Source organism: Burkholderia sp. b14 (assembly GCF_900156195.1).
Classification (GTDB): Bacteria; Pseudomonadota; Gammaproteobacteria; order Burkholderiales; family Burkholderiaceae; genus Mycetohabitans.
The window spans coordinates 2,617,691-2,637,110 of record NZ_FTPJ01000003.1; the positions used below are offsets into that span (position 1 = coordinate 2,617,691).

Annotated in this window: 18 protein-coding genes and 1 pseudogene; 14 read left to right on the top strand and 5 right to left on the bottom strand. The window is 61.9% G+C overall.

All coding sequences use genetic code 11. The features are described from left to right. Nucleotides 1-83 precede the first annotated feature (83 nt). The 12 genes from B0B13_RS16585 (at nucleotide 84) to ppx (ending at nucleotide 13,956) form a co-directional block, all read left to right on the top strand. Nucleotides 84-740 carry an RlmE family RNA methyltransferase gene (locus B0B13_RS16585; RefSeq protein ID WP_076785190.1) on the top strand — a complete coding sequence of 219 codons (657 nt, stop codon included), beginning with the start codon at nucleotides 84-86 and terminating at the stop codon, nucleotides 738-740. Nucleotides 741-946: 206 nt separating this feature from the next. Continuing rightward, entirely contained in the window at nucleotides 947-2,839 is a 1,893-nt protein-coding gene (gene ftsH, locus B0B13_RS16590; protein ID WP_076785189.1) for an ATP-dependent zinc metalloprotease FtsH, read from the top strand. Nucleotides 2,840-2,921: 82 nt separating this feature from the next. After that, nucleotides 2,922-3,818, top strand: coding sequence for a dihydropteroate synthase (folP, locus tag B0B13_RS16595; RefSeq protein ID WP_076797126.1), 897 nt, complete (start codon nucleotides 2,922-2,924; stop codon nucleotides 3,816-3,818). Between the two features lie 92 nt (nucleotides 3,819-3,910). Next, nucleotides 3,911-5,266 (top strand): phosphoglucosamine mutase, encoded by a 1,356-nt coding sequence (gene glmM, locus B0B13_RS16600; RefSeq protein WP_076797127.1) that lies wholly within the window; start codon nucleotides 3,911-3,913, stop codon nucleotides 5,264-5,266. Nucleotides 5,267-5,391: 125 nt separating this feature from the next. Then, nucleotides 5,392-6,423 carry a phosphate ABC transporter substrate-binding protein PstS gene (gene pstS / locus B0B13_RS16605; RefSeq protein WP_076797128.1) on the top strand — a complete coding sequence of 344 codons (1,032 nt, stop codon included), beginning with the start codon at nucleotides 5,392-5,394 and terminating at the stop codon, nucleotides 6,421-6,423. A 115-nt stretch (nucleotides 6,424-6,538) separates the two neighbouring features. Then, a complete protein-coding gene (gene pstC, locus B0B13_RS16610; protein ID WP_076797406.1) occupies nucleotides 6,539-7,522 on the top strand; it encodes a phosphate ABC transporter permease PstC in 984 nt (327 codons plus the stop codon). Then, entirely contained in the window at nucleotides 7,519-8,424 is a 906-nt protein-coding gene (gene pstA / locus B0B13_RS16615) for a phosphate ABC transporter permease PstA (protein ID WP_170872453.1), read from the top strand. Before pstC ends, pstA begins: the two co-directional genes overlap by 4 nt. A 23-nt stretch (nucleotides 8,425-8,447) precedes the next feature. Beyond that, entirely contained in the window at nucleotides 8,448-9,290 is an 843-nt protein-coding gene (gene pstB / locus B0B13_RS16620) for a phosphate ABC transporter ATP-binding protein PstB (RefSeq protein ID WP_170872472.1), read from the top strand. Nucleotides 9,291-9,320: 30 nt separating this feature from the next. After that, nucleotides 9,321-10,025, top strand: coding sequence for a phosphate signaling complex protein PhoU (phoU, locus tag B0B13_RS16625; RefSeq protein WP_076797129.1), 705 nt, complete (start codon nucleotides 9,321-9,323; stop codon nucleotides 10,023-10,025). 53 nt (nucleotides 10,026-10,078) lie between these two features. Then, nucleotides 10,079-10,780 (top strand): phosphate regulon transcriptional regulator PhoB, encoded by a 702-nt coding sequence (phoB, locus tag B0B13_RS16630; RefSeq protein WP_076797130.1) that lies wholly within the window; start codon nucleotides 10,079-10,081, stop codon nucleotides 10,778-10,780. Nucleotides 10,781-10,840: 60 nt separating this feature from the next. Beyond that, nucleotides 10,841-12,154, top strand: coding sequence for a phosphate regulon sensor histidine kinase PhoR (gene phoR, locus B0B13_RS16635; RefSeq protein ID WP_076797131.1), 1,314 nt, complete (start codon nucleotides 10,841-10,843; stop codon nucleotides 12,152-12,154). A gap of 293 nt (nucleotides 12,155-12,447) precedes the next feature. Next, complete coding sequence (ppx, locus tag B0B13_RS16640) at nucleotides 12,448-13,956, top strand: exopolyphosphatase (RefSeq protein ID WP_076797132.1); 1,509 nt, start codon at nucleotides 12,448-12,450, stop codon at nucleotides 13,954-13,956. Between the two features lie 24 nt (nucleotides 13,957-13,980). On the opposite strand, the pseudogene B0B13_RS16645 reads toward ppx, so the two are convergent. Next, nucleotides 13,981-14,127 (bottom strand): annotated as a pseudogene (locus B0B13_RS16645) (acyl-CoA dehydrogenase); the annotation flags it as partial. 220 nt (nucleotides 14,128-14,347) lie between these two features. Between B0B13_RS16645 and B0B13_RS16650 the strand changes: the two are divergent. After that, the gene (locus tag B0B13_RS16650; RefSeq protein ID WP_076785179.1) at nucleotides 14,348-14,836 is read left to right on the top strand and encodes an Lrp/AsnC family transcriptional regulator; all 489 of its coding nucleotides are present in this window, start codon (nucleotides 14,348-14,350) and stop codon (nucleotides 14,834-14,836) included. A gap of 58 nt (nucleotides 14,837-14,894) precedes the next feature. Here B0B13_RS16650 and B0B13_RS16655 read toward each other — a convergent pair whose 3' ends face one another. Beyond that, complete coding sequence (locus B0B13_RS16655) at nucleotides 14,895-15,401, bottom strand: flavin reductase family protein (protein WP_076785178.1); 507 nt, start codon at nucleotides 15,399-15,401, stop codon at nucleotides 14,895-14,897. 245 nt (nucleotides 15,402-15,646) lie between these two features. On the opposite strand from B0B13_RS16655, the gene msrA reads away from it, so the two are divergent. Continuing rightward, the gene (gene msrA / locus B0B13_RS16660) at nucleotides 15,647-16,192 is read left to right on the top strand and encodes a peptide-methionine (S)-S-oxide reductase MsrA (protein ID WP_076797407.1); all 546 of its coding nucleotides are present in this window, start codon (nucleotides 15,647-15,649) and stop codon (nucleotides 16,190-16,192) included. Between the two features lie 81 nt (nucleotides 16,193-16,273). On the opposite strand, the gene B0B13_RS16665 is transcribed toward msrA, so the two are convergent. From B0B13_RS16665 to pdxH, 3 genes are all read right to left on the bottom strand, one after another. After that, nucleotides 16,274-17,356, bottom strand: a complete 1,083-nt coding sequence (locus B0B13_RS16665) for a DUF72 domain-containing protein (protein WP_076797133.1) — start codon at nucleotides 17,354-17,356, stop codon at nucleotides 16,274-16,276. After that, nucleotides 17,353-18,567 (bottom strand): class I SAM-dependent methyltransferase, encoded by a 1,215-nt coding sequence (locus B0B13_RS16670; RefSeq protein WP_076797134.1) that lies wholly within the window; start codon nucleotides 18,565-18,567, stop codon nucleotides 17,353-17,355. Before B0B13_RS16670 ends, B0B13_RS16665 begins: the two co-directional genes overlap by 4 nt. A 128-nt stretch (nucleotides 18,568-18,695) precedes the next feature. Then, nucleotides 18,696-19,334, bottom strand: coding sequence for a pyridoxamine 5'-phosphate oxidase (gene pdxH / locus B0B13_RS16675; RefSeq protein WP_076797135.1), 639 nt, complete (start codon nucleotides 19,332-19,334; stop codon nucleotides 18,696-18,698). Between the last annotated feature and the right edge of the window lie 86 nt (nucleotides 19,335-19,420).

The window sequence follows — 19,420 nt, forward strand, 5'->3', positions numbered from 1 at the left end:
GCAGCCAACGCGGCCGCAAAAGACGCTTATTATCCGCCAAAAGAGCCGTCACCGTGTCGCTCGGGCCACATTTAAACTCTTTTATGGCAAAAAACCGTTTCAATCAATCGTGGTTACATGACCACCTCAATGATCCGTACGTCAAACTCGCGCAGCGCGACGGATATCGAGCACGCGCGGCGTACAAGCTCAAGGAAATCGACGAACAGGACAAGCTGATCCGGCCCGGACAGGTGATCGTCGACCTGGGCGCCGCACCGGGAAGCTGGAGTCAATACGCGCGCAACAAGCTGGCAGCCAGTCCCCACCGTGCCGGCGGCGGCATTGACGGCATGATCATTGCGCTGGATATGCTGCCGATGGAGCCGATCGCCGACGTGACGTTCATCCAGGGCGATTTCCGCGATGATGCGATACTGGCGCAGTTGGAGGCGGCCGTCGATGGCCGCGCGGTAGACCTTGTCATTTCCGACATGGCCCCCAACCTGTCAGGTGTCGCGGTGGCGGATGCGGCGCGGATCGAGCACGTGTGCGATTTGGCGCTCGAATTTGCGCAGGATCACTTGACACCACAGGGAGCGCTGTTGGTTAAGTGTTTTCATGGCAGCGGCTACAGTCAGATCGTCGAGCGGTTCAAACACCAGTTCAAGACCGTGGCGGCGCGCAAGCCGAAGGCCTCGCGCGACAAATCATCGGAAACGTTTATTCTCGGTCGGGTGCTGAAGCATCCGCGGGCGTGAATGCAGGAACATTGGTTCGGTAGCGTACTGTTTCGGCATTGCGCGCCGAAACGCGCAAAACGCGTGGGTTTTTTCAAGTTTTTCGCTATCCGCCCGAGAATCAATCGCTCTGGCAGGGGGAAGCGGACTGGATTAGAATGCCCAAAGGTGGTTGGCTTTCTGGCGGGAAGTCGGATGCCGCCCTATATGAGTGAAGGAGTGGTGCGTTGAACAACAACATGTTTTCCAAGGCGGCAGTGTGGCTTGTCATCGCACTGGTGCTGTTTACGGTGTTCAAGCAGTTCGACAAGCCCCGCGTCCAGGAAGGCGTCACGTATTCGCAGTTCATGGACGACGCGAAGAATGGCAAGGTCAAGAACGTCATCGTCCAGGGCCGCAACCTCACCGTTACTCCTGCGGACGGCCAGAAATATCAGATTGTGTCGCCCGGCGACATCTGGATGGTCGGTGACCTGATGAAGTATGGCGTACAGGTCAGCGGCAAGGCCGATGATGAACCGAACGCGCTGGTGTCCGCGTTGTACTACCTCGGCCCGACGATCTTGATCATCGGCTTCTGGTTTTACATGATGCGACAGATGCAAGGCGGCGGCAAAGGCGGGGCGTTTTCGTTCGGCAAGTCGCGTGCGCGGCTCATCGATGAAAACAACAATGCGGTGAATTTTACCGACGTTGCGGGCTGCGATGAGGCGAAGGAGGAAGTGACCGAGCTAGTCGATTTCCTGCGCGATCCGCAGAAATTTCAGAAGCTCGGCGGCCGTATTCCGCGCGGTGTGCTGCTCGTCGGACCGCCGGGGACCGGCAAGACGTTGCTTGCGCGTGCGATCGCCGGTGAAGCGAAGGTGCCGTTCTTCAGTATTTCGGGTTCGGACTTTGTTGAAATGTTCGTCGGCGTGGGCGCAGCACGCGTGCGCGACATGTTCGAACAGGCGAAGAAGCACGCACCCTGTATCGTGTTCATCGACGAAATCGACGCGGTCGGCCGCCATCGCGGCGCCGGCATGGGCGGCGGCAACGACGAGCGCGAACAGACGCTGAACCAGATGCTGGTCGAGATGGACGGTTTCGAGGCCAATTCGGGCGTGATCGTCATTGCCGCGACCAATCGCTCCGACGTGCTCGACAAAGCACTGCTGCGTCCCGGACGTTTCGACCGTCAGGTCTACGTTGGTTTGCCGGACATCCGCGGACGCGAGCAGATCCTAAAGGTCCATCTGCGCAAAGTGCCGATTTCAAACGATGTCGATGCGTCAGTGGTGGCGCGCGGCACGCCGGGCTTTTCCGGCGCAGACCTCGCGAATCTGGTGAACGAGGCGGCGCTGTTCGCCGCGCGTCGCGGCAAGCGCATTGTCGAGATGCAGGATTTCGAGGATGCCAAGGACAAGATCTTCATGGGCCCGGAGCGCAAGTCAGCCGTGATGCGCGAAGAGGAGCGTCGCAATACCGCGTATCACGAGTCGGGCCATGCGGTCGTCGCGAAGCTGCTGCCGCACGCCGATCCCGTTCACAAGGTGACGATTATGCCGCGCGGCTGGGCGTTGGGCGTCACGTGGCAGTTGCCCGAGCATGATCGCGTCAACCTGTACCGCGACAAGATGCTCGAGGAGATCGCGATCCTGTTTGGCGGCCGCGCTGCCGAGGAAGTCTTCTTGAATTCAATGTCGACCGGCGCGTCCAATGACTTTGAACGGGCGACCAAAATGGCCCGCGACATGGTGACGCGCTACGGCATGTCCGACGTGCTTGGGACGATGGTCTATATCGATACTGAGCAGGACGGCATGTTCGGCCGGATGTCGTCGCGCTCGGTGTCCGAGGCGACGCAACAGAAGGTCGACGCGGAGATTCGCCGCATCCTCGACGAGCAATATGCGCTGGCGCGCACGCTGCTGGAGGATAACCGCGAAAAGGTCGAGGCGATGGTCAAGGCGCTGCTCGAATGGGAGACGATCGACGCCGACCAGATCAATGACATTATGTCTGGCAATGATCCGCGTCCGCCAAAGAACCTGCCCCCGCCGTCCGGCGACGCGCCGAGCGGCGGCACAGGAGGCGGCGCCGAGGTGAAGCCCGCGCCGGGCGCGACCGCCCCCGCGTAAAACCGCAACCGTTTCCCCGCCAAGGGCTGGTGCTGGTGCACCAGCCCTTTGTCATTTATTTTCTCTCGGGTATGCCTATTCGATGTCGAGTACTCCTAGCACAACCGGCCCGGCCGCCGGCACGACGTTGCAATGTGGCCGCTTCAGGCTTACGCTAGCGCGGCCCCTAGTGATGGGCATTTTGAACGTGACGCCAGATTCGTTCTCCGATGGCGGACATTTCGTTGGCTATGATGCCGCGCGTGCGCGCGCCCAGCAGATGATCGACGAGGGGGCGGACCTGATCGACATCGGCGGCGAATCGACGCGGCCTGGCGCACCGCCGGTCTCGCTGGACGAGGAACTGACGCGGGTGCTGCCTTTGATCGACGCGTTGCGCGATACGGGCGTGCCGATCTCGGTCGATACGTACAAGCCCGAAGTGATGCGCGCCGCGCTCGACGCCGGCGCGGACTTGATCAACGATATCTGGGGCCTGCGTCAGCCCGGCGCGCTCGATGCGGTGCGCGACACGCGTTGCGGGCTGTGTGTAATGCATATGCAAGGCGAGCCCGGTACGATGCAACGCGAGCCGCAGTACCGCGATGTCGTCGCGGAGGTTCGCGACTTTCTCGACGAGCGGATCCGGTCACTGGAGCGCGCCGGGATCGCCGCGGACCGGCTCTGTGTCGATCCGGGCTTCGGTTTTGGCAAGACGGCCGAGCACAATTTCACGCTGCTGCGTGAGCTGCCGCACGCCGTGCCCGCCGGCGTGCCAACTCTTGTGGGGCTGTCGCGTAAGTCGATGATCGGCGTGGCCACGGGTCGCAGCATGCCGCAGCAGCGGATGGCCGGCAGCCTGGCCGGCATGCTGGCGGTGGTCGATCGAGGCGCGGCGATTGTGCGCGTGCACGATGTCGCGCCGACGGTCGATGCATTGAAGGTTTGGCAGGCGATGCGGGCACGACCGTGGTGCGATGCCCAGTCTGTGCACGGCTAGAACGATAAACAGCAACCGAGGCGACGCACGTTGCGGCGTGCGCGGCGCACACCGGTGGACGCGTCGCACAGTACGAAAAAGAGGAGTTCAACATGAGTCGTCGTTATTTCGGCACGGATGGTATCCGCGGCAAGGTGGGCGAGCCGCCGATCACGCCGGATTTCGTGCTGCGGCTCGGCTATGCGGCAGGCAAGGTGTTAGCCAGCGCGGACACCCCGGGCAGCGGGCGGCCGACCGTATTAATCGGCAAGGACACGCGGGTTTCGGGCTATATGTTCGAGGCGGCGTTGGAAGCGGGATTTTCGGCGGCCGGCATCGACGTGATGCTGGCCGGTCCGATGCCCACGCCAGGCATCGCGTATCTGACGCGCGCGCTGCGCCTGGCCGCCGGCGTCGTGATCAGCGCGTCGCACAACCCTTATTACGACAACGGTATCAAGTTCTTTTCGGGCCACGGCAACAAGCTGCCCGACGAGGTCGAGCATGCGATCGAGGACCAGCTCGAGCAACCGATGGCGTGTGCGCCGTCCGAGCGGCTCGGCAAAGCGCGGCGTCTGGATGACGCAGCAGGACGGTATATCGAATTTTGCAAGGGCACGTTTCCGGCCGCATTCGACCTGCGTGGACTGAAGCTCGTCGTCGATTGTGCGAACGGCGCGGCATATCAGGTCGCGCCGCACGTGTTCCACGAGCTGGGAGCCGAGGTCGTGTCGATCGGTGTTGCCCCGAACGGCTTCAATATCAATGACGGGGTGGGTGCGACTGCACCTAACACGCTGGTGGCGGCCGTGCGCGCCAATCATGCCGATCTGGGCATCGCGCTGGACGGCGACGCGGACCGGTTGCAGGTCGTCGACGCGTCCGGCCGCCTGTATAACGGCGATGAGCTACTGTACGTGCTCGTGAAGGACCGCATTGTCACACACGGATCGGTACCGGGCGCGGTCGGCACGCTAATGACGAACCTAGCGGTGGAGGTCGCGCTACAGCAGCTTGGCGTCGAATTCGTGCGTGCCGCGGTAGGCGATCGCTATATCTTGGAGCAACTGCGCGAACGGGGTTGGCAACTCGGTGCCGAAGGCTCCGGCCACATCCTGTCGCTGGACCGCCATACGACCGGCGACGGCATCGTATCGGCGCTGCTCGTGCTCGCCGCGATCAAACGTAGCGGCCAAACGCTGGCTCAACTGCTTGGCGGGCTGACATTGTTTCCACAGACGCTGGTCAACGTGCGGATGACGCCGGGTGCCGATTGGAAAGGCAGTACCGCGATTCGCGAAGCTGTCGCGCAGGCCGAGCGCGCATTGGGCCCGTGCGGCCGAGTGCTGATCCGCGCGTCCGGCACCGAACCGGTGCTGCGCGTGATGGTCGAAGCGCAGCGGGCGGATGAGGCAAGCGGCCACGCGCAAGCCATTGCCGAAGTCGCGCGCGCGGCGACCGCGGGGTGAGCTGGGCGCCGGCGCGGTAAAAAAATAATGTGACAGTCACAGTTGATTCACCGAATGTCACATGACTGTCACATACGCCGCCTAAGCTTCGCGATGTCTCAAGTGCGCTCACCCTTGGAGGTCTCATGAAATCGATGCACACCGCGATCGCCGGCGTTGTCGGCGCCCTCTTTGCCTGGTCCGTGCAGGCTGCCGATATCACCGGCGCGGGCAGCACGTTCGCGGCGCCGATTTATACGAAGTGGGCCGATGCCTATCGAAAGTCGGGCGGCGGCAAGGTCAACTACCAGGGTATCGGATCGTCCGGCGGCATCAAGCAGATCATCGCGAAGACGGTCGACTTCGCCGGCTCGGACGCACCGCTGAAGGACGATGTGCTCGCCAAGGATGGCCTGTTCCAATTCCCGACCGTGGTCGGCGGCGTGGTGCCGGTGATCAACGTGCCGGGTATCAGGGCCGGCGAATTGGTGCTGTCCGGCGAAGTGCTGGGCGATCTCTACCTGGGCAAGATCAAGAAGTGGGATGACCCGGCGATCGCCGCGCTCAATCCGAAGGTGAAGCTGCCGGATACTGATGTCGCCGTGGTGCGTCGCGCCGACGGGTCGGGCACGAGCTTCATTTGGACGAACTACCTGTCGAAGGTGAATGCCGAGTGGAGGTCGAAGGTCGGCGAAGGCACGACGGTGAATTGGCCGGTGGGCACCGGCGGCAAAGGCAATGACGGTGTGGCCGCGTTCGTGCAGCGCCTGCCTGGCTCGATCGGCTACGTCGAATGGGCCTATGCGAAGCAAAACCATATGACCTACACTGCGCTGAAGAACCCGGCTGGCACGGTCGTCGAGCCGAAGACCGAAACGTTCAAAGCCGCGGCCGCCGGCGCCAACTGGAAGAAATCCTTCTACCAGATCCTGACGAACCAGCCGGGCAAGCAAGCCTGGCCGGTGGTCGGCGCGACGTTCGTGCTGCTGCACGCCGCGCAGGACAAGCCCGAGCAAGGCAAGGAGACGCTCAAGTTCTTCGATTGGGCATTCAAAAACGGCACGCAGGCTGCGAACGAACTGGACTACATCTCGCTGCCGGAATCGGTTATCAGTGAAATTCGCATGCAGTGGAAGTCGAAGGTGAAGGACGGCGCGGGCAAGGCGCTCGCCGGGTAACCGACATCCCGTGTCGGCGCGGCGGGCGCAACCGCTTCGTGCCGCGCTGGCGCGTGGTGCTTTGACGACAACCGGCTACGCGCGCGTTGCGCCGCGTGGTCTGTTAAGAGGCATCATGGCCGACGTTCAGACTGCATCCGGCTCGGGCGGCAACCGTGCAAGGAAAGTGCCGGGCCGCACAGGTGATATCGTCTTCGGTGAGCTGGCGCGGCTTGCCGCGATCGTGACCTTGCTGATGCTTGGCGGGATCATCGTTTCGCTAATCATCTCGTCCCTGCCGACCCTCCAAAAGTTTGGCTTTTCGTTCCTGTGGCGCGCTGATTGGGATCCACCCTCCGATCAATTCGGTGCGCTGGTGCCGATCTACGGCACGATCGCCACATCGCTGATCGCCCTGATCATCGCGGTACCGGTCAGCTTCGGCATTGCGCTGTTCCTGACCGAACTCTCACCTGCCTGGCTGCGGCGCCCGTTGGGCATCGCGATCGAGCTGCTGGCCGCGATCCCGTCCATTGTCTACGGCATGTGGGGTCTGTTGGTGTTCGCGCCGATCTTTGCGAGCGGGTTCCAGAAGCCGCTGCAAACCGTGCTCGGTTCAATGCCGCTGGTCGGCGCGCTGGTGGCCGGCCCGCCGGTGGGCATCGGCATCCTGGCCGCCGGCGTTATCCTCGCGATCATGACCATCCCGTATATCTCTGCGGTCATGCGCGACGTGTTCGAAGCGACCCCGGTCCTGCTAAAGGAGTCCGCGTACGGCATTGGCTGTACGACCTGGGAAGTCATGTGGAAAATCGTGCTGCCGTTTACGAAGACCGGTGTAATCGGCGGCATCATGCTCGGCTTAGGCCGTGCGCTCGGCGAGACCATGGCGGTCACGTTCGTGATCGGCAACACCAATCTGCTGTCCGGTGCTTCGTTGTTCGCTCCGGGCAACAGCATCACGTCGGCGTTGGCCAATGAATTCGCTGAGGCCCAGCCCGGGCTGCATACGGCAGCATTGATGGAGCTGGGGCTGATCCTGTTTTTGATTACCTTCATCGTGCTTGCTTTGTCCAAGTTGATGCTGTTGCGTCTGGAAAAAGAGGAGGGCGCACGATGAGCCGACTCGTACATTCTCGTGCGTCGGATCTCGTGTCGCCGGGTAGCACGAACGCCCAGGATGCGACGCGTATCCGGTTGCAGGCGCGTCGCCGTCGTACCAACGCAATCGCGTTGACCCTGTCGTTGCTGGCCATGGCCTTTGGCCTGGTGTGGTTAGTGTGGATCTTGTTCACGACGCTGCGCCTGGGCGTCGATGGACTGTCGCTGACGCTGTTCACCGAATCGACGCCGCCACCGAATACGGACGGCGGCGGGCTGGCCAACGCGATCGTCGGCAGCCTTGTACTGGTGGCGTTGGCCACGCTGTTCGGCACGCCGATCGGCATTCTGGCCGGCGTCTATCTGGCCGAGTACGGTCAATCCAACCTGCTAGCCGGCACGACGCGTTTCATCAACGACATCCTGTTGTCCGCGCCGTCTATTGTCGTTGGCCTGTTCGTCTACGCGCTGGTGGTCGCTCACATGGGGCACTTCAGTGGCTGGGCCGGTGTGGTGGCGCTTGCGTTGTTGCAGATCCCGATCGTGATCCGTACCACGGAGAATATGCTGAAGCTGGTACCCAATGCGCTGCGCGAGGCGGCATTCGCCCTCGGCACGCCGAAGTGGAAAATGGTGATATCGATCACGTTGAAGGCGTCGGTGGCGGGCATCACGACGGGCGTGCTGCTGGCGCTCGCGCGTATTGCTGGCGAAACCGCCCCCCTGCTGTTCACCGCGCTATCGAATCAGTTTTTCAGCCTGAACCTGAATCAGCCGATCGCGAACCTGCCCTATACGATCTTCAAGTTCGCGATGAGTCCGTTCCCGCAGTGGCAATCGCTCGCGTGGGCAGGCGTGTTCCTGATGACGCTCGGTGTGCTGGGCCTGAACATTTTGGCCCGCGCGTTGTTTTCGAAGTAAGCGACGGAAGACTACCCATGAACATGGCTGAGCGCCACCTCGACCCTTCTCGTACCGGTGCCAACACGCCGATTCCGCTCGATCCGGCCAAAAGCGGCGCCCGCGTGCTGGTACAGCCGAAGATCGAGGTGAAGAACCTGAACTTTTTCTATGGTAAATATCATGCGTTGAAGAACATCAATCTGAGCATTCCCGAGAAACAGGTCACTGCCTTCATCGGCCCATCCGGTTGTGGCAAATCCACGCTGCTGCGCACGTTCAACAAGATGTTTGCGCTGTATCCAGAGCAACGCGCCGAGGGCGAGATCTTGATGGACGGCGAGAACCTGCTCGCGACCACCCGCGACATCTCGTTGCTGCGTGCGCGGGTCGGCATGGTGTTCCAGAAACCGACGCCGTTTCCGATGTCGATCTACGACAACATCGCGTTTGGCGTGCGGATGTTCGAGACTTTGTCGCGCTCGGAAATGGATGACCGTGTTGAATGGGCCCTGACCAAGGCCGCGCTGTGGACCGAAGTGAAGGACAAACTGCAGCAAAGCGGCTATGGGTTGTCCGGCGGCCAGCAGCAGCGGCTGTGCATCGCGCGTGGCATTGCGATCCGTCCCGAAGTGCTGCTGTTGGACGAGCCGTGCTCGGCGCTCGATCCGATCTCGACCGGCCGCATCGAGGAGTTGATTGCTGAACTGAAGGGCGACTATACGGTGGTCATCGTCACGCACAACATGCAGCAGGCGGCGCGCTGTTCGGACTACACTGCCTATATGTACCTGGGCGAGCTGATCGAGTTTGGGGGCACCGAGAAAATTTTTATCAAGCCGGTGCGCAAGGAAACAGAAGACTACATTACGGGTCGCTTCGGTTAATCGAGCAGATTACCAAGACGGGAGAGCATCATGTCCGACAAGCATTTGTCCAGCCAGTTCGACGCGGACCTGAACCAGGTTTCGTCCAGAGTCCTCGAGATGGGGGGGCTGGTGGAGTCGCAGATCATCAAGGCGATGCAGGCGTTGAACCATTTTGACGCCGAGGTAGCCGACCAAGTGATCGCCGACGAGGCGCGGCTCAACTCGATGGAAGTCGAGATCGACGAGGCGTGCAATCATATCATCGCGCGGCGCCAGCCCGCGGCGCGCGACTTGCGGCTGCTGATGGCCATCTCGAAGACGATCACGAACCTGGAACGCGCCGGCGACGAAGCAGAGAAGATCGCCAAACGCGTGAAGCGAATCATGGAGGATGGCAATGCGCGTACAGTGAACATCGCGGAAATCCGGCTGGCTGGCGACATGGCGACGTCAATCCTGCGTCGCGCGCTGGACGCGTTTGCCCGGCTGGACACGGTCGCTGCCGCGCAGATCGTGCGCGACGACAAGGCGATCGACGACGAATTCCGGGCGTTCGTGCGCAAGCTCGTGACATACATGATGGAAGATGCACGCACGATTTCGGCTGGGCTGGATCTGCTGTTCGTCGCGAAGGCGGTCGAGCGTATCGGTGACCATGCGAAGAACATCGCCGAGTTCATCATCTACATTGTCAAGGGCACGGACGTGCGGCACGTGCCACGCGACCAGCTCGAGCGTGAAGCGCTGTTGTAGGACTGCGCTGCTTCGTTTAACTGTACGATCCTAGAAAGGCGAAAGAGGTGCCGATGCCTAGCAGCATTCTCGTGATCGAGGATGAGCCCGCGATTGCCGAGTTGATTTCGGTGAACCTGCAGCACGCGGGACACTGTCCGATTCGCGCGTACAACGCCGAGCAGGCGCTGAATTTGATCAGTGATGTCCTGCCGGACCTGGTGTTGCTCGACTGGATGCTGCCTGGCAAGTCGGGCGTCGCATTCGCACGTGAGTTGCGCAGCAACGAGCGCACCAAGCACATCCCGATCATCATGCTGACTGCGCGGGGCGAGGAGCAGGACAAGGTGCTCGGGTTGGAGATCGGCGCCGATGACTACGTGACCAAGCCGTTTTCTCCCAAGGAGTTGATGGCACGTATCAAGGCGGTGCTACGACGCCGCGCGCCGCAGCTCACCGAGGATATCGTGTCGATCAACGGCTTGCGACTGGACCCGGCGACGCATCGCGTCGTGGCGAACGGCAACGGCGAGGAAACCCAGCTCGACCTTGGGCCGACCGAGTTTCGCCTGCTGCATTTCTTTATGACGCATCCGGAACGCGTGCACAGCCGCACGCAACTGCTCGACCAGGTATGGGGCGACCACGTGTTCGTTGAAGAGCGCACGGTGGACGTGCATATCAAGCGGTTGCGTGCCGCGCTCAAGCCTGCCAGCTGCGATGCTATGATTGAGACAGTGCGCGGCAGCGGCTACCGGCTGGCTAAGACAGTCTGACGCTGGCGCCGTCGGCACCCGCATCTTCGTCGCTTGTTTCGCGGCATTCTTCGCTCCGACATGAATATTATTTGGGCGCGCTCGCTCGTGTCGCTGGTCTTGCTGGGCTGTGTCGCCACGGCAATCGCCTTTGCGGTCAATGTGGATGCGGCGCTGTCGTTCGCGTTGCTCGCGCTGCTCGCGCAGTCGCTTTTCAACACTTACCACACGCACCGCCTGTGGCGGCTGCTCGATGCGCCGGTCTATGGGGAAGTGCCGAGTGCGCCGGGGTTGTGGGGCGAGATCTATTACCGCTTGCATCGGCTTGCCAAGCGGTGGCACGCACAGGTGCGGCAGGTGGAGCAGCAGCATACGCGGTTCATCCAGGGCATCCAGGCCTCACCCAACGGCGTGATGATGCTCGACGATCACAACCAGATTGAATGGTGCAATGCGATCGGCGAGCAGCACTTCGGGCTTGATGTGAAACGCGATTTGCGCCAGCACGTTACCCACCTGGTGCGCCAGCCCGATTTCGTGCGCTACCTAAACAGCCATCAGTACGACAAGGCGTTGACGATGCGGGGCATGGGTACAAGTCGGCAACATATCCTGTCGGTGCAGGTTTTCCCGTATGGTGACAACCGCAAGCTGATTCTCACCCAGGATATTACCGAGTTGGAGCGCACCGATGCGATGCGGCGCGACTTCGTCGCCAATGTGTCACATGAGCTGAAAACGCCGTTGACCGTGCTGTCCGGATTTCTCGAGACGATGCGCGAGTTGCCGATTTCGGAATTGGATCGCGGCCGATACCTGGATATCATGGCGCAGCAGGCGGCAAGGATGCAGACGATCGTCAACGACCTGTTGGTGCTCGCCAATCTGGAGGGCGACGCCAAGCTGCCGGCCGAGCAGCCAATTAACATGCGCGCGATGCTGCAGCATCTGCGTAACGAAGCGTTGGGATTGTCGGGCGGGCGGCACCACTTCAGCTTCGAAGCCGACGACGAACTCAACGTGGTGGGAACGGAAAGCGAAATCCTTAGTGCGCTCGACAACCTGGTCAGCAATGCGATCCGCTATACCCCGGCCGGTGGGGCAATCCAGGTGACGTGGCGCGCCGAGCGTGACGGCGCCGTGTTTAGTGTCGCCGACACCGGGCTGGGCATTCCGGCCGAACATATCCCGCGGCTGACCGAGCGCTTCTATCGCGTCGATCGCAGCCGCTCGCGTGACACCGGCGGCACCGGGCTCGGGCTGGCGATTGTCAAGCACGTGCTGCAACGCCACGATGCCTACTTGCATATTGCCAGCGAGGAGGGCAAGGGCAGCACGTTCTCAGTCAGTTTCCCGCCGTCGCGGGTGATACAAGGGCGCAGTGGGGCGGCCTGACGTATGCTGGCGCCAACAGCGCTTCACCAACCGCGTTTAGATGCTGACGCCAACGGCGCTTCACCAGCCGCGTTTGAATGCTGGCACCAACGGGGCTTTACCAGCCGTATTCAAGCGCCGGCACCAACGGGACTTCGCAACCTGCGTTCAAGCGTCGGCACCTGGGGCTCAGGCACTTGCGGAAGCTATCACAGTATGATGATAAGGTTATGACGCGCTGTGACCAGAACGGCACTGTCACCCATTCTATCCGTTATTTTGGTACGGTCGGCAATCCGGCCCGCCATTGACCTATGCACAAGACCCCGCACCTGCTCGCTGCCGTCGACCTAGGCTCCAACAGCTTCCGGCTTATCGTCGCACGCGTAGAGGACACTGCCGTCGGCACGCAGATTTACCCCGTGGACGCGTTGCGTGAGCCCGTGCGGCTCGCTGCCGGTCTCACGCGTGACAAGTTCCTCGACCGGCCAGCGCAGTTACGCGGCTGGGACGCGCTCAAGCGCTTCGGCGAGCGGCTGCGCGATTTTCATCCGGACCACGTGCGGGCGGTGGCCACCAACACGCTGCGAGCCGCGAAGAATGCCAGCGAGTTCCTTAGCGAGGCCGAGCGTGCACTGGGCTTTCCGATTGAGGTCATCGCCGGGCGCGAGGAAGCACGCCTAATTTATGCGGGTGCCGCGCATTCGATGCCGGTGAGCCACGGCAGGCGGCTGGTGTTTGATATCGGTGGCGGTTCGACCGAATTCATCATCGGCGAGGAATACGAACCGCTGATGATGGAGAGCCTGTACATCGGTTGCGTGACGCACAGCCGGCAGTTCTTCCCGAGCGGCAACGTCGACGACTACGCGATGCACCAGGCGGGACTGGCCGCCAAGCGCGAGATCCAAATCATCTCCAGTCTGTACAAGCGGGCGGGCTGGGATCAGGCGGTCGGCTCGTCCGGCACGGCGCGGGCGATCGCGGAACTGGTCGAGGCCAATCAATTCAACGACGCTGGCGTGACGCACGGCATCACGCGTGGTGGACTGGAGCGCCTGAAGCGCGCGCTGATCAAGGCGGAAAACGTGAACCGGCTCAAGCTGGTCGCCCTCAAGGCCGACCGTGTGCCGGTGTTGGCCGGTGGCCTATCGATTATGCTGGCGGTGTTCGAGGAGCTGGGCATTGACTACGTGGACACGACCGATGGCGCATTGCGGCTCGGTGTGCTGTACGACCTGCTGGGCCGCTCACAGCACCAGGACAAGCGTGCAGTGACGGTGGAAGGCTTCTCGCGGCGTTATGGCGTCGATCGCGCGCAAGCCGAGCGCATCGCCGCGCTGGCAACCGGTTTTTACGGTCAACTGAAGGAAACCGATCCGCAGCGGCGTACGGAAGGGGCGCTACTGCTCGGCTGGGCCGCGATGCTGCATGAAATCGGCCTGTCAATCTCGCACAGTGCCTACCATAAGCATTCGGCGTACATCGCGAGCTATGCCGACATGCCCGGATTCTCGCGCACTGACCAAGCGCGGCTGGCGGCGCTCGTGCTCGGCCACGCTGGCAAGCTGGGTAAGCTCGCGCAGGCGCGGGATCTGGACTGGTGCCTGTTGTTCTGCCTACGGTTGGCCGTGCTGCTATGCCGTCGCCGGGTTGACGTGGCGATCCCGAGGTTGGCTGTATGCGAGCATGATGGTGGCTTTGAGGTGCGCTTGCCGCGCAGCTGGGTTGACGACAACCCGCTGATTGAGTACAGCCTGGTCCAGGAAGCGGCTGAGTGGAAAAAAATCGGCCGGCACTACCGGGTCGTCTATCTAGATTGACGCGCACTATCTTGACGCGTGGGATCAGAAAAACGCCTGGATGCCTGTTTGCGCACGTCCGAGGATCAGTGCAGGGACGTCGTGCGTGCCCTCGTACGTATTGACGACTTCCAGATTCACCAGGTGTCGGGCCACGCTGAACGCGTCCGAGATTCCGTTGCCGCCAATCACACCGCGCTCGATCAGCGTCTGCATGACCTCGTAACCGTTCGGATGCTCGATGCGCACGGGTCATGGCAGTGTGTCGAGCGGGAGCGATTAGCCAAGGCGGCGGGCCCGTTATATGCTCGAAAAGATAAATGGACGGGTATCGAAAGTGCTTGCGATTCGGTGTGCGGTGCCGAACCGAAATCGCATAAAATTCTTTAATGAAGGAGACGGGGAGAATTTTATGCAGTCGATGTCACTCGATGCGATCGATTGCCAGATCCTGATACTGCTGCAGGAGGAGGGCCGCATCAGTAATCTCGAACTGGCGGAGCGGATTGCACTGTCGCCGTCTGCTTGTCTTAGGCGGATGCGGTTGCTCGAGGAGCAGGGCGTGATCGAGTGTTATCGTGCGTCGTTGTCCCGCGAGAAGCTGGGCTTCGAGCTGGAGGCCTTCGTCCAGGTATCGATGCGCAATGACCAGCCGAATTGGCACGAGAAGTTCGCCGCCGCATTGCGCGATTGGCCTGAAGTGGTCGGCGCATTCGTCGTGACCGGGGAAAGCCACTACGTGTTGCGTGTGCTATCACATAACCTGAAGCACTTTTCGGATTTTATCCTCAGTCGGTTGTACAAGGCGCCGGGCGTCATGGATGTTCGTTCGAACATCGTGCTGCAGACGTTGAAAGACGGCGCTGGCGTTCCGGTCGAACTGCTGCTTCGCGCGCGTTGAAGCCTGCGCGGAATTCGGCCGAGCGGATTCGGTTGCGCCGGGTTTAACCGAACTGGGCTCAGCCGAGCGGATCGACAGTATGAAAGCCGCCGCGATGGAACACCAGCGGTTCGCGCGAATCACCCGTGACGCCGCAGCGCTCGACCTCGCCGACGAAGATCACGTGATCCCCCTCGTCGTAGCGGCTGCGATTGTGGCACTCGAACCACGCGAGGGCGCCATCCAGTATTGGCATGCCGGTGTCGCCAGCCGCATGCGCCACGCCGGCAAATCGATCGCCTTTCAGCGTCGCGAAGCGGCGGCACAGTGCGAGCTGCGACGCGGCAAGCACATTGACAACATAATGTGTATTGACTTCGAATACGGTCATCGAGCTTGCCCGTTTCGCCAGACTCCACAGCACGAGGGGGGGCGTCAGCGAAACGGAATTGAACGAACTGGCGGTGATGCCGATTAATTGTCCCGATTCGGCGCGCGTCGTGATGATAGTCACGCCGGTGGCGAATTCGCCCAGTGCGAGCCGGAACGCGGCAGTATCGAAGTTGGGAGGGGCGGCGGACTTCATGGTTGAGTGCGAGCGGCGCGCCGGGGGCGCATACGTGAACAGTAAAGCATTGAGTGAGATGAAGCGGTGATTGTAGCGGATCGGGCGCGGGCCGGCTGATCGAGCAGCCGGGGGCGTCCCGGCGGTATCTCACGCCGATGGGACGGGCGGGCAGCAAGGCCCGGTGGGCATGTCGCACGATGACGGGAGGCGACTCGATGGGGATCCCTGACTCGGCGGGGACTGACTGACTAATAGGGGCAATGATGAGCGAAGTGGCGACGCTGGGTGGAGGATGTTTCTGGTGCCTCGAAGCGGTGTTCCTGGATGTCGAAGGCGTCACGGCCGTGGAGTCAGGTTATGCGGGCGGCCATGTCGATGCTCCATCGTACGAAGCGGTGTGCAGCGGCGAGACTGGGCATGCGGAGGTCGTCAATCTGACGTTCGATCCGGCGGTGATCGATTATCGCGAAATCCTGGGAATTTTCTTTGCTACGCACGATCCGACGCAACTGAATCGGCAAGGTAACGACGTTGGCACCCAGTACCGGTCGGTGATCTTTACGCATTCGGATGAACAGGCACGCATTGCGATGGCGATGCGCAATGAGCTGGCGGAGCGCCGACTCTATGATGCGCCCATCGTCACGCGGATCGAGCCGCTGGCGGGGAACTATTGGCCGGCCGAAGCCTATCACCAGAACTACTTCGCGAACCACCCGGCACAGGGCTACTGCTCGTTCGTGATCGCGCCGAAGGTGGGCAAGTTCCGGCAGCTTTTTGCGCATCGGCTCAAGTCGCGCCGTGCATAGCGCAGTCCCGTGCTCGCGCCGGCACGCTGAGACAGGGCCCCTGGCCAAGCCCGCTGCGCGACACCACGCACAGCGGCGAGACTATGCAGGAGGAGCTAGATGGGCAACGATTGCGTCGGCCAGCGCGATGCATGAGAGCGGAGCACATCCTTCGGCGTTGTTGCTGGCTGTGATCAGCACGGACTGACCTGCGCGTGCGTGGCGCGCTGCCAGCGCGGCGAGCGCCTCGCGCGTGTCGTGGTCCTCATCGAGCATCGTGTCGAAAGGCGCGTACCGCGCTTCTGCCTGCTGGTGCTTCAACCCCGCGTGAAGATTCCAGCGCACGACCAACGGGCCAGGTGTGTCGCCGTCGAGCAGCGCCAGCGCGGCAGCCTGGCGTTGCACGGATGGCATCCGGGCGTGGATGCCGATGCAGTAGCGCACGCGCGCGGCCCGCAGGGCCTTCATCAGCCGGGGCGTCAGCAGGATTGCGTCGCGGATCTCCACTGCGTACACGACTCCGTCGGGCAGCGCGGGTAGTGCCTCCAGAAACGGCTGCAAGCGCTGGACGAACGCGGCTGGATCGGCGATCCATCTGTCGGGCAACGGCGGAAACTGGAACACCAGTGCGCCCGCCTTGTGGCCGAGCCCTTGCAGGCACGGCTCGATGAACTCGCGCTGCGCCAGCTCGGTATCGAGGAAGCATGGATTGGCTTCGCCCGGCATGCCGCGCTCGCCACGCACCGTCGCATCGGTAATGCTCGACGTTGCCTTCACCGTGAAGCGGAAAGCATCGGGCACCTGCGACGCGTAACGTGCATAGTCGCTGACGGTCAGTGGCGCATAGAAGGTCCGGTCGATGCTAACACTGCGCAGCAGCGGATGCGCACTGTAGGCGGCTAACCCATGGCGCGACAGACGGCTGTCGCTATATTCGTCGTCATAGACGATGCCGTTCCATCCCGGGTACGACCACGACGATGTGCCGAGGCGCACGTTGGGCGGCAACGCGGCGCCCAGTCGCTGACAACGCTCGTCGATGCGCGCCGGCAGGATCTCCCCGCGCGAGCGACGGTGCGCCGACGCGGCGGCCGCGGGCTTGCCGGTAGCGGCCGCCGCGGCAGCCGGCGGGGGCGTGCCGAACAAATGAAATTGGCCGTCGTCCGGTGGCGCTTGCTCGGTCACAGTGGATTAGCGTACATGTAGCGGCGCGACCAGGGCAGCGTGTACGCGGGCCGTCCGGCTTTGCGGCATACCACTTGATAGATCGACACATCATCGTTGTCGAACGCGTACGCGCATCCAGCTAGGTACACACGCCAGATGCGGAATTTCTCGTCATCAACGAGCGTTTTCGCTTCGGCCGCGCATTGCTCAAAATTCTCGGTCCACAACTCGAGCGTGCGCGCGTAGTGGCGACGCAAGCTCTCGACGTCGATGGCCTCCAACCCGCCGCGCTGCATCGCTTCCAGCGCCAGGCTGATATGGGGCAGTTCGCCGTCGGGGAAAACATACTTATCGATGAACTCGCCGCCGCCCAGCGCGGTTTCGCCGCTGGCGAAGTCGCTCGACGTGATGCCATGGTTCATGGCGATGCCATCGTCCGTGAGCAACTCGCGGATCTTGCTGAAGTACAGCGGCAGGTTTTTGCGACCGACGTGTTCGAACATGCCGACGCTGGTGACGCGATCGAATTGCCCCGACACGTCGCGGTAGTCCTGCAGCCGAATCTCGATCTTGCCTTGCAGTCCCGCGTCCTTGACGCGTTGCGTGGCCAGCGCGAATTGATTTTCGGACAGCGTGACGCCAACGCACTGGGCGCCGAACTTCTGCGCTGCGCGCAGCACGAGCGCGCCCCAGCCGCAGCCGATATCAAGCAGCCGCTGCCCAGGTTGCAGTTGAATCTTGGTCAGAATGTGGTCGATTTTCTTCAGTTGCGCGGTATCCAAATCCTCGTCGCCATTTTCGAAATAGGCGCACGAATAGACCATGTTCTTGTCCAGCCACAGCTTGTAGAACTCGTTGGACACATCGTAGTGGTACTGGATCGCCTTTTTATCCGAGGCTTTCGTGTGCGTGAAATAGCGCCGCACGCGCGCCAGCTTGCTGGCATGGGTGACCGTGCTGCGAGCCAGCGAGTAGCCGATGCGGATCACATCGGATAGCTTACCCTCGATGTCAATCTTGCCCTTGATATACGCTTCGCCGAGGTGGTCCAGGCTCGGGTCCAGCAGCAGCGGCAGCGCCGCCGCCGTGTTAACCTTCAGCGTGACCTGCGGTGCCGCAAACGTGCCGAAATCATGTTGCTGTCCGTTCCATAGGACCAAACGTGCGGGCAGATTGGTTTTTTCGCGCACCTGCGAAACCCATTGCGCAAGCTTTTTTTCCCAGAACATAAGAATTCTCCTGTTCGTTGAAACGCAAGCAAAGCAACTATTGTTCGTCTGTGATGCAAACCTCCCGGTCCGCGACGCGACCCCGCGTGAAGCCTGGCTTCACAAGGCGCCGGCATCGGCGGACAGGGTCACGGCGACAGGCGCACGATCTTCCACGTGTTGTCCGGATTGCGCAGGTACTGGATTCGATCGTGCAGCCGCGATGGCCGCCCCTGCCAGAACTCGATCGCGTCTGGCACTAGCCGGTAGCCGCCCCAGTGCGGCGGCCGCGGCGGGTTGTCGCCGAATTGTGCCGCGAAGTGTGCTTCACGCGCTTGCAGTTCCGCGCGATCGTGCAGCACCGCGCTTTGCTCCGACGCCCATGCACCGATGCGTGAGCCGACCGGACGGGATGCGAAATAGGCGTCGCTTTCGGCGTCGGTGGTCTTGCTCACCTTGCCCTCGATGCGGATCTGGCGTTCTAGCTCAATCCAATAGAAGAGCAGCGTGGCGTATGGGTTGTGCGCCAGTTCGCGACCCTTGCGGCTTTGGTAGTTGGTAAAGAATGTGAAACCTTGCGCATCGACCCCCTTGATCAGCACGATGCGGGCGTCCGGCCGGCCACGCTCGTCGACGGTGGCCAGTGTCATCGTATTCGGTTCGGGGAGCTGGGCATTGAGCGCCTGTTCGAACCAGCGTTCGAACTGCTTGATCGGATCGGCGTCGACATCGGCCTTCGATAATGTGCCAAGCGCGTAGTGCTTGCGTAGATCAGCGAGGGAGCTCATCTTTTTATGCGGTCGCTTACTATGGGTCGAGTATATCGGAAGACGACGATAGCCGCTCGACGGGGCGACGCGGCAGCCTTAGGCAA

Bases quoted from the DNA above. Each gene is read 5' to 3' on its own strand.
- glmM (WP_076797127.1), top strand. From the start codon at position 3,911: ATGAGTCGTCGTTATTTCGGCACGGATGGTATCCGCGGCAAGGTGGGC.
- pstS (WP_076797128.1), top strand. From the start codon at position 5,392: ATGAAATCGATGCACACCGCGATCGCCGGCGTTGTCGGCGCCCTCTTT.
- B0B13_RS16650 (WP_076785179.1), top strand. From the start codon at position 14,348: ATGCAGTCGATGTCACTCGATGCGATCGATTGCCAGATCCTGATACTG.
- B0B13_RS16585 (WP_076785190.1), top strand. From the start codon at position 84: ATGGCAAAAAACCGTTTCAATCAATCGTGGTTACATGACCACCTCAAT.
- pstB (WP_170872472.1), top strand. From the start codon at position 8,448: ATGGCTGAGCGCCACCTCGACCCTTCTCGTACCGGTGCCAACACGCCG.
- folP (WP_076797126.1), top strand. From the start codon at position 2,922: ATGTCGAGTACTCCTAGCACAACCGGCCCGGCCGCCGGCACGACGTTG.
- pstC (WP_076797406.1), top strand. From the start codon at position 6,539: ATGGCCGACGTTCAGACTGCATCCGGCTCGGGCGGCAACCGTGCAAGG.
- pdxH (WP_076797135.1), bottom strand. From the start codon at position 19,334: ATGAGCTCCCTCGCTGATCTACGCAAGCACTACGCGCTTGGCACATTA.
- phoB (WP_076797130.1), top strand. From the start codon at position 10,079: ATGCCTAGCAGCATTCTCGTGATCGAGGATGAGCCCGCGATTGCCGAG.
- phoU (WP_076797129.1), top strand. From the start codon at position 9,321: ATGTCCGACAAGCATTTGTCCAGCCAGTTCGACGCGGACCTGAACCAG.
- msrA (WP_076797407.1), top strand. From the start codon at position 15,647: ATGAGCGAAGTGGCGACGCTGGGTGGAGGATGTTTCTGGTGCCTCGAA.
- pstA (WP_170872453.1), top strand. From the start codon at position 7,519: ATGAGCCGACTCGTACATTCTCGTGCGTCGGATCTCGTGTCGCCGGGT.
- B0B13_RS16655 (WP_076785178.1), bottom strand. From the start codon at position 15,401: ATGAAGTCCGCCGCCCCTCCCAACTTCGATACTGCCGCGTTCCGGCTC.
- B0B13_RS16670 (WP_076797134.1), bottom strand. From the start codon at position 18,567: ATGTTCTGGGAAAAAAAGCTTGCGCAATGGGTTTCGCAGGTGCGCGAA.
- phoR (WP_076797131.1), top strand. From the start codon at position 10,841: ATGAATATTATTTGGGCGCGCTCGCTCGTGTCGCTGGTCTTGCTGGGC.
- ppx (WP_076797132.1), top strand. From the start codon at position 12,448: ATGCACAAGACCCCGCACCTGCTCGCTGCCGTCGACCTAGGCTCCAAC.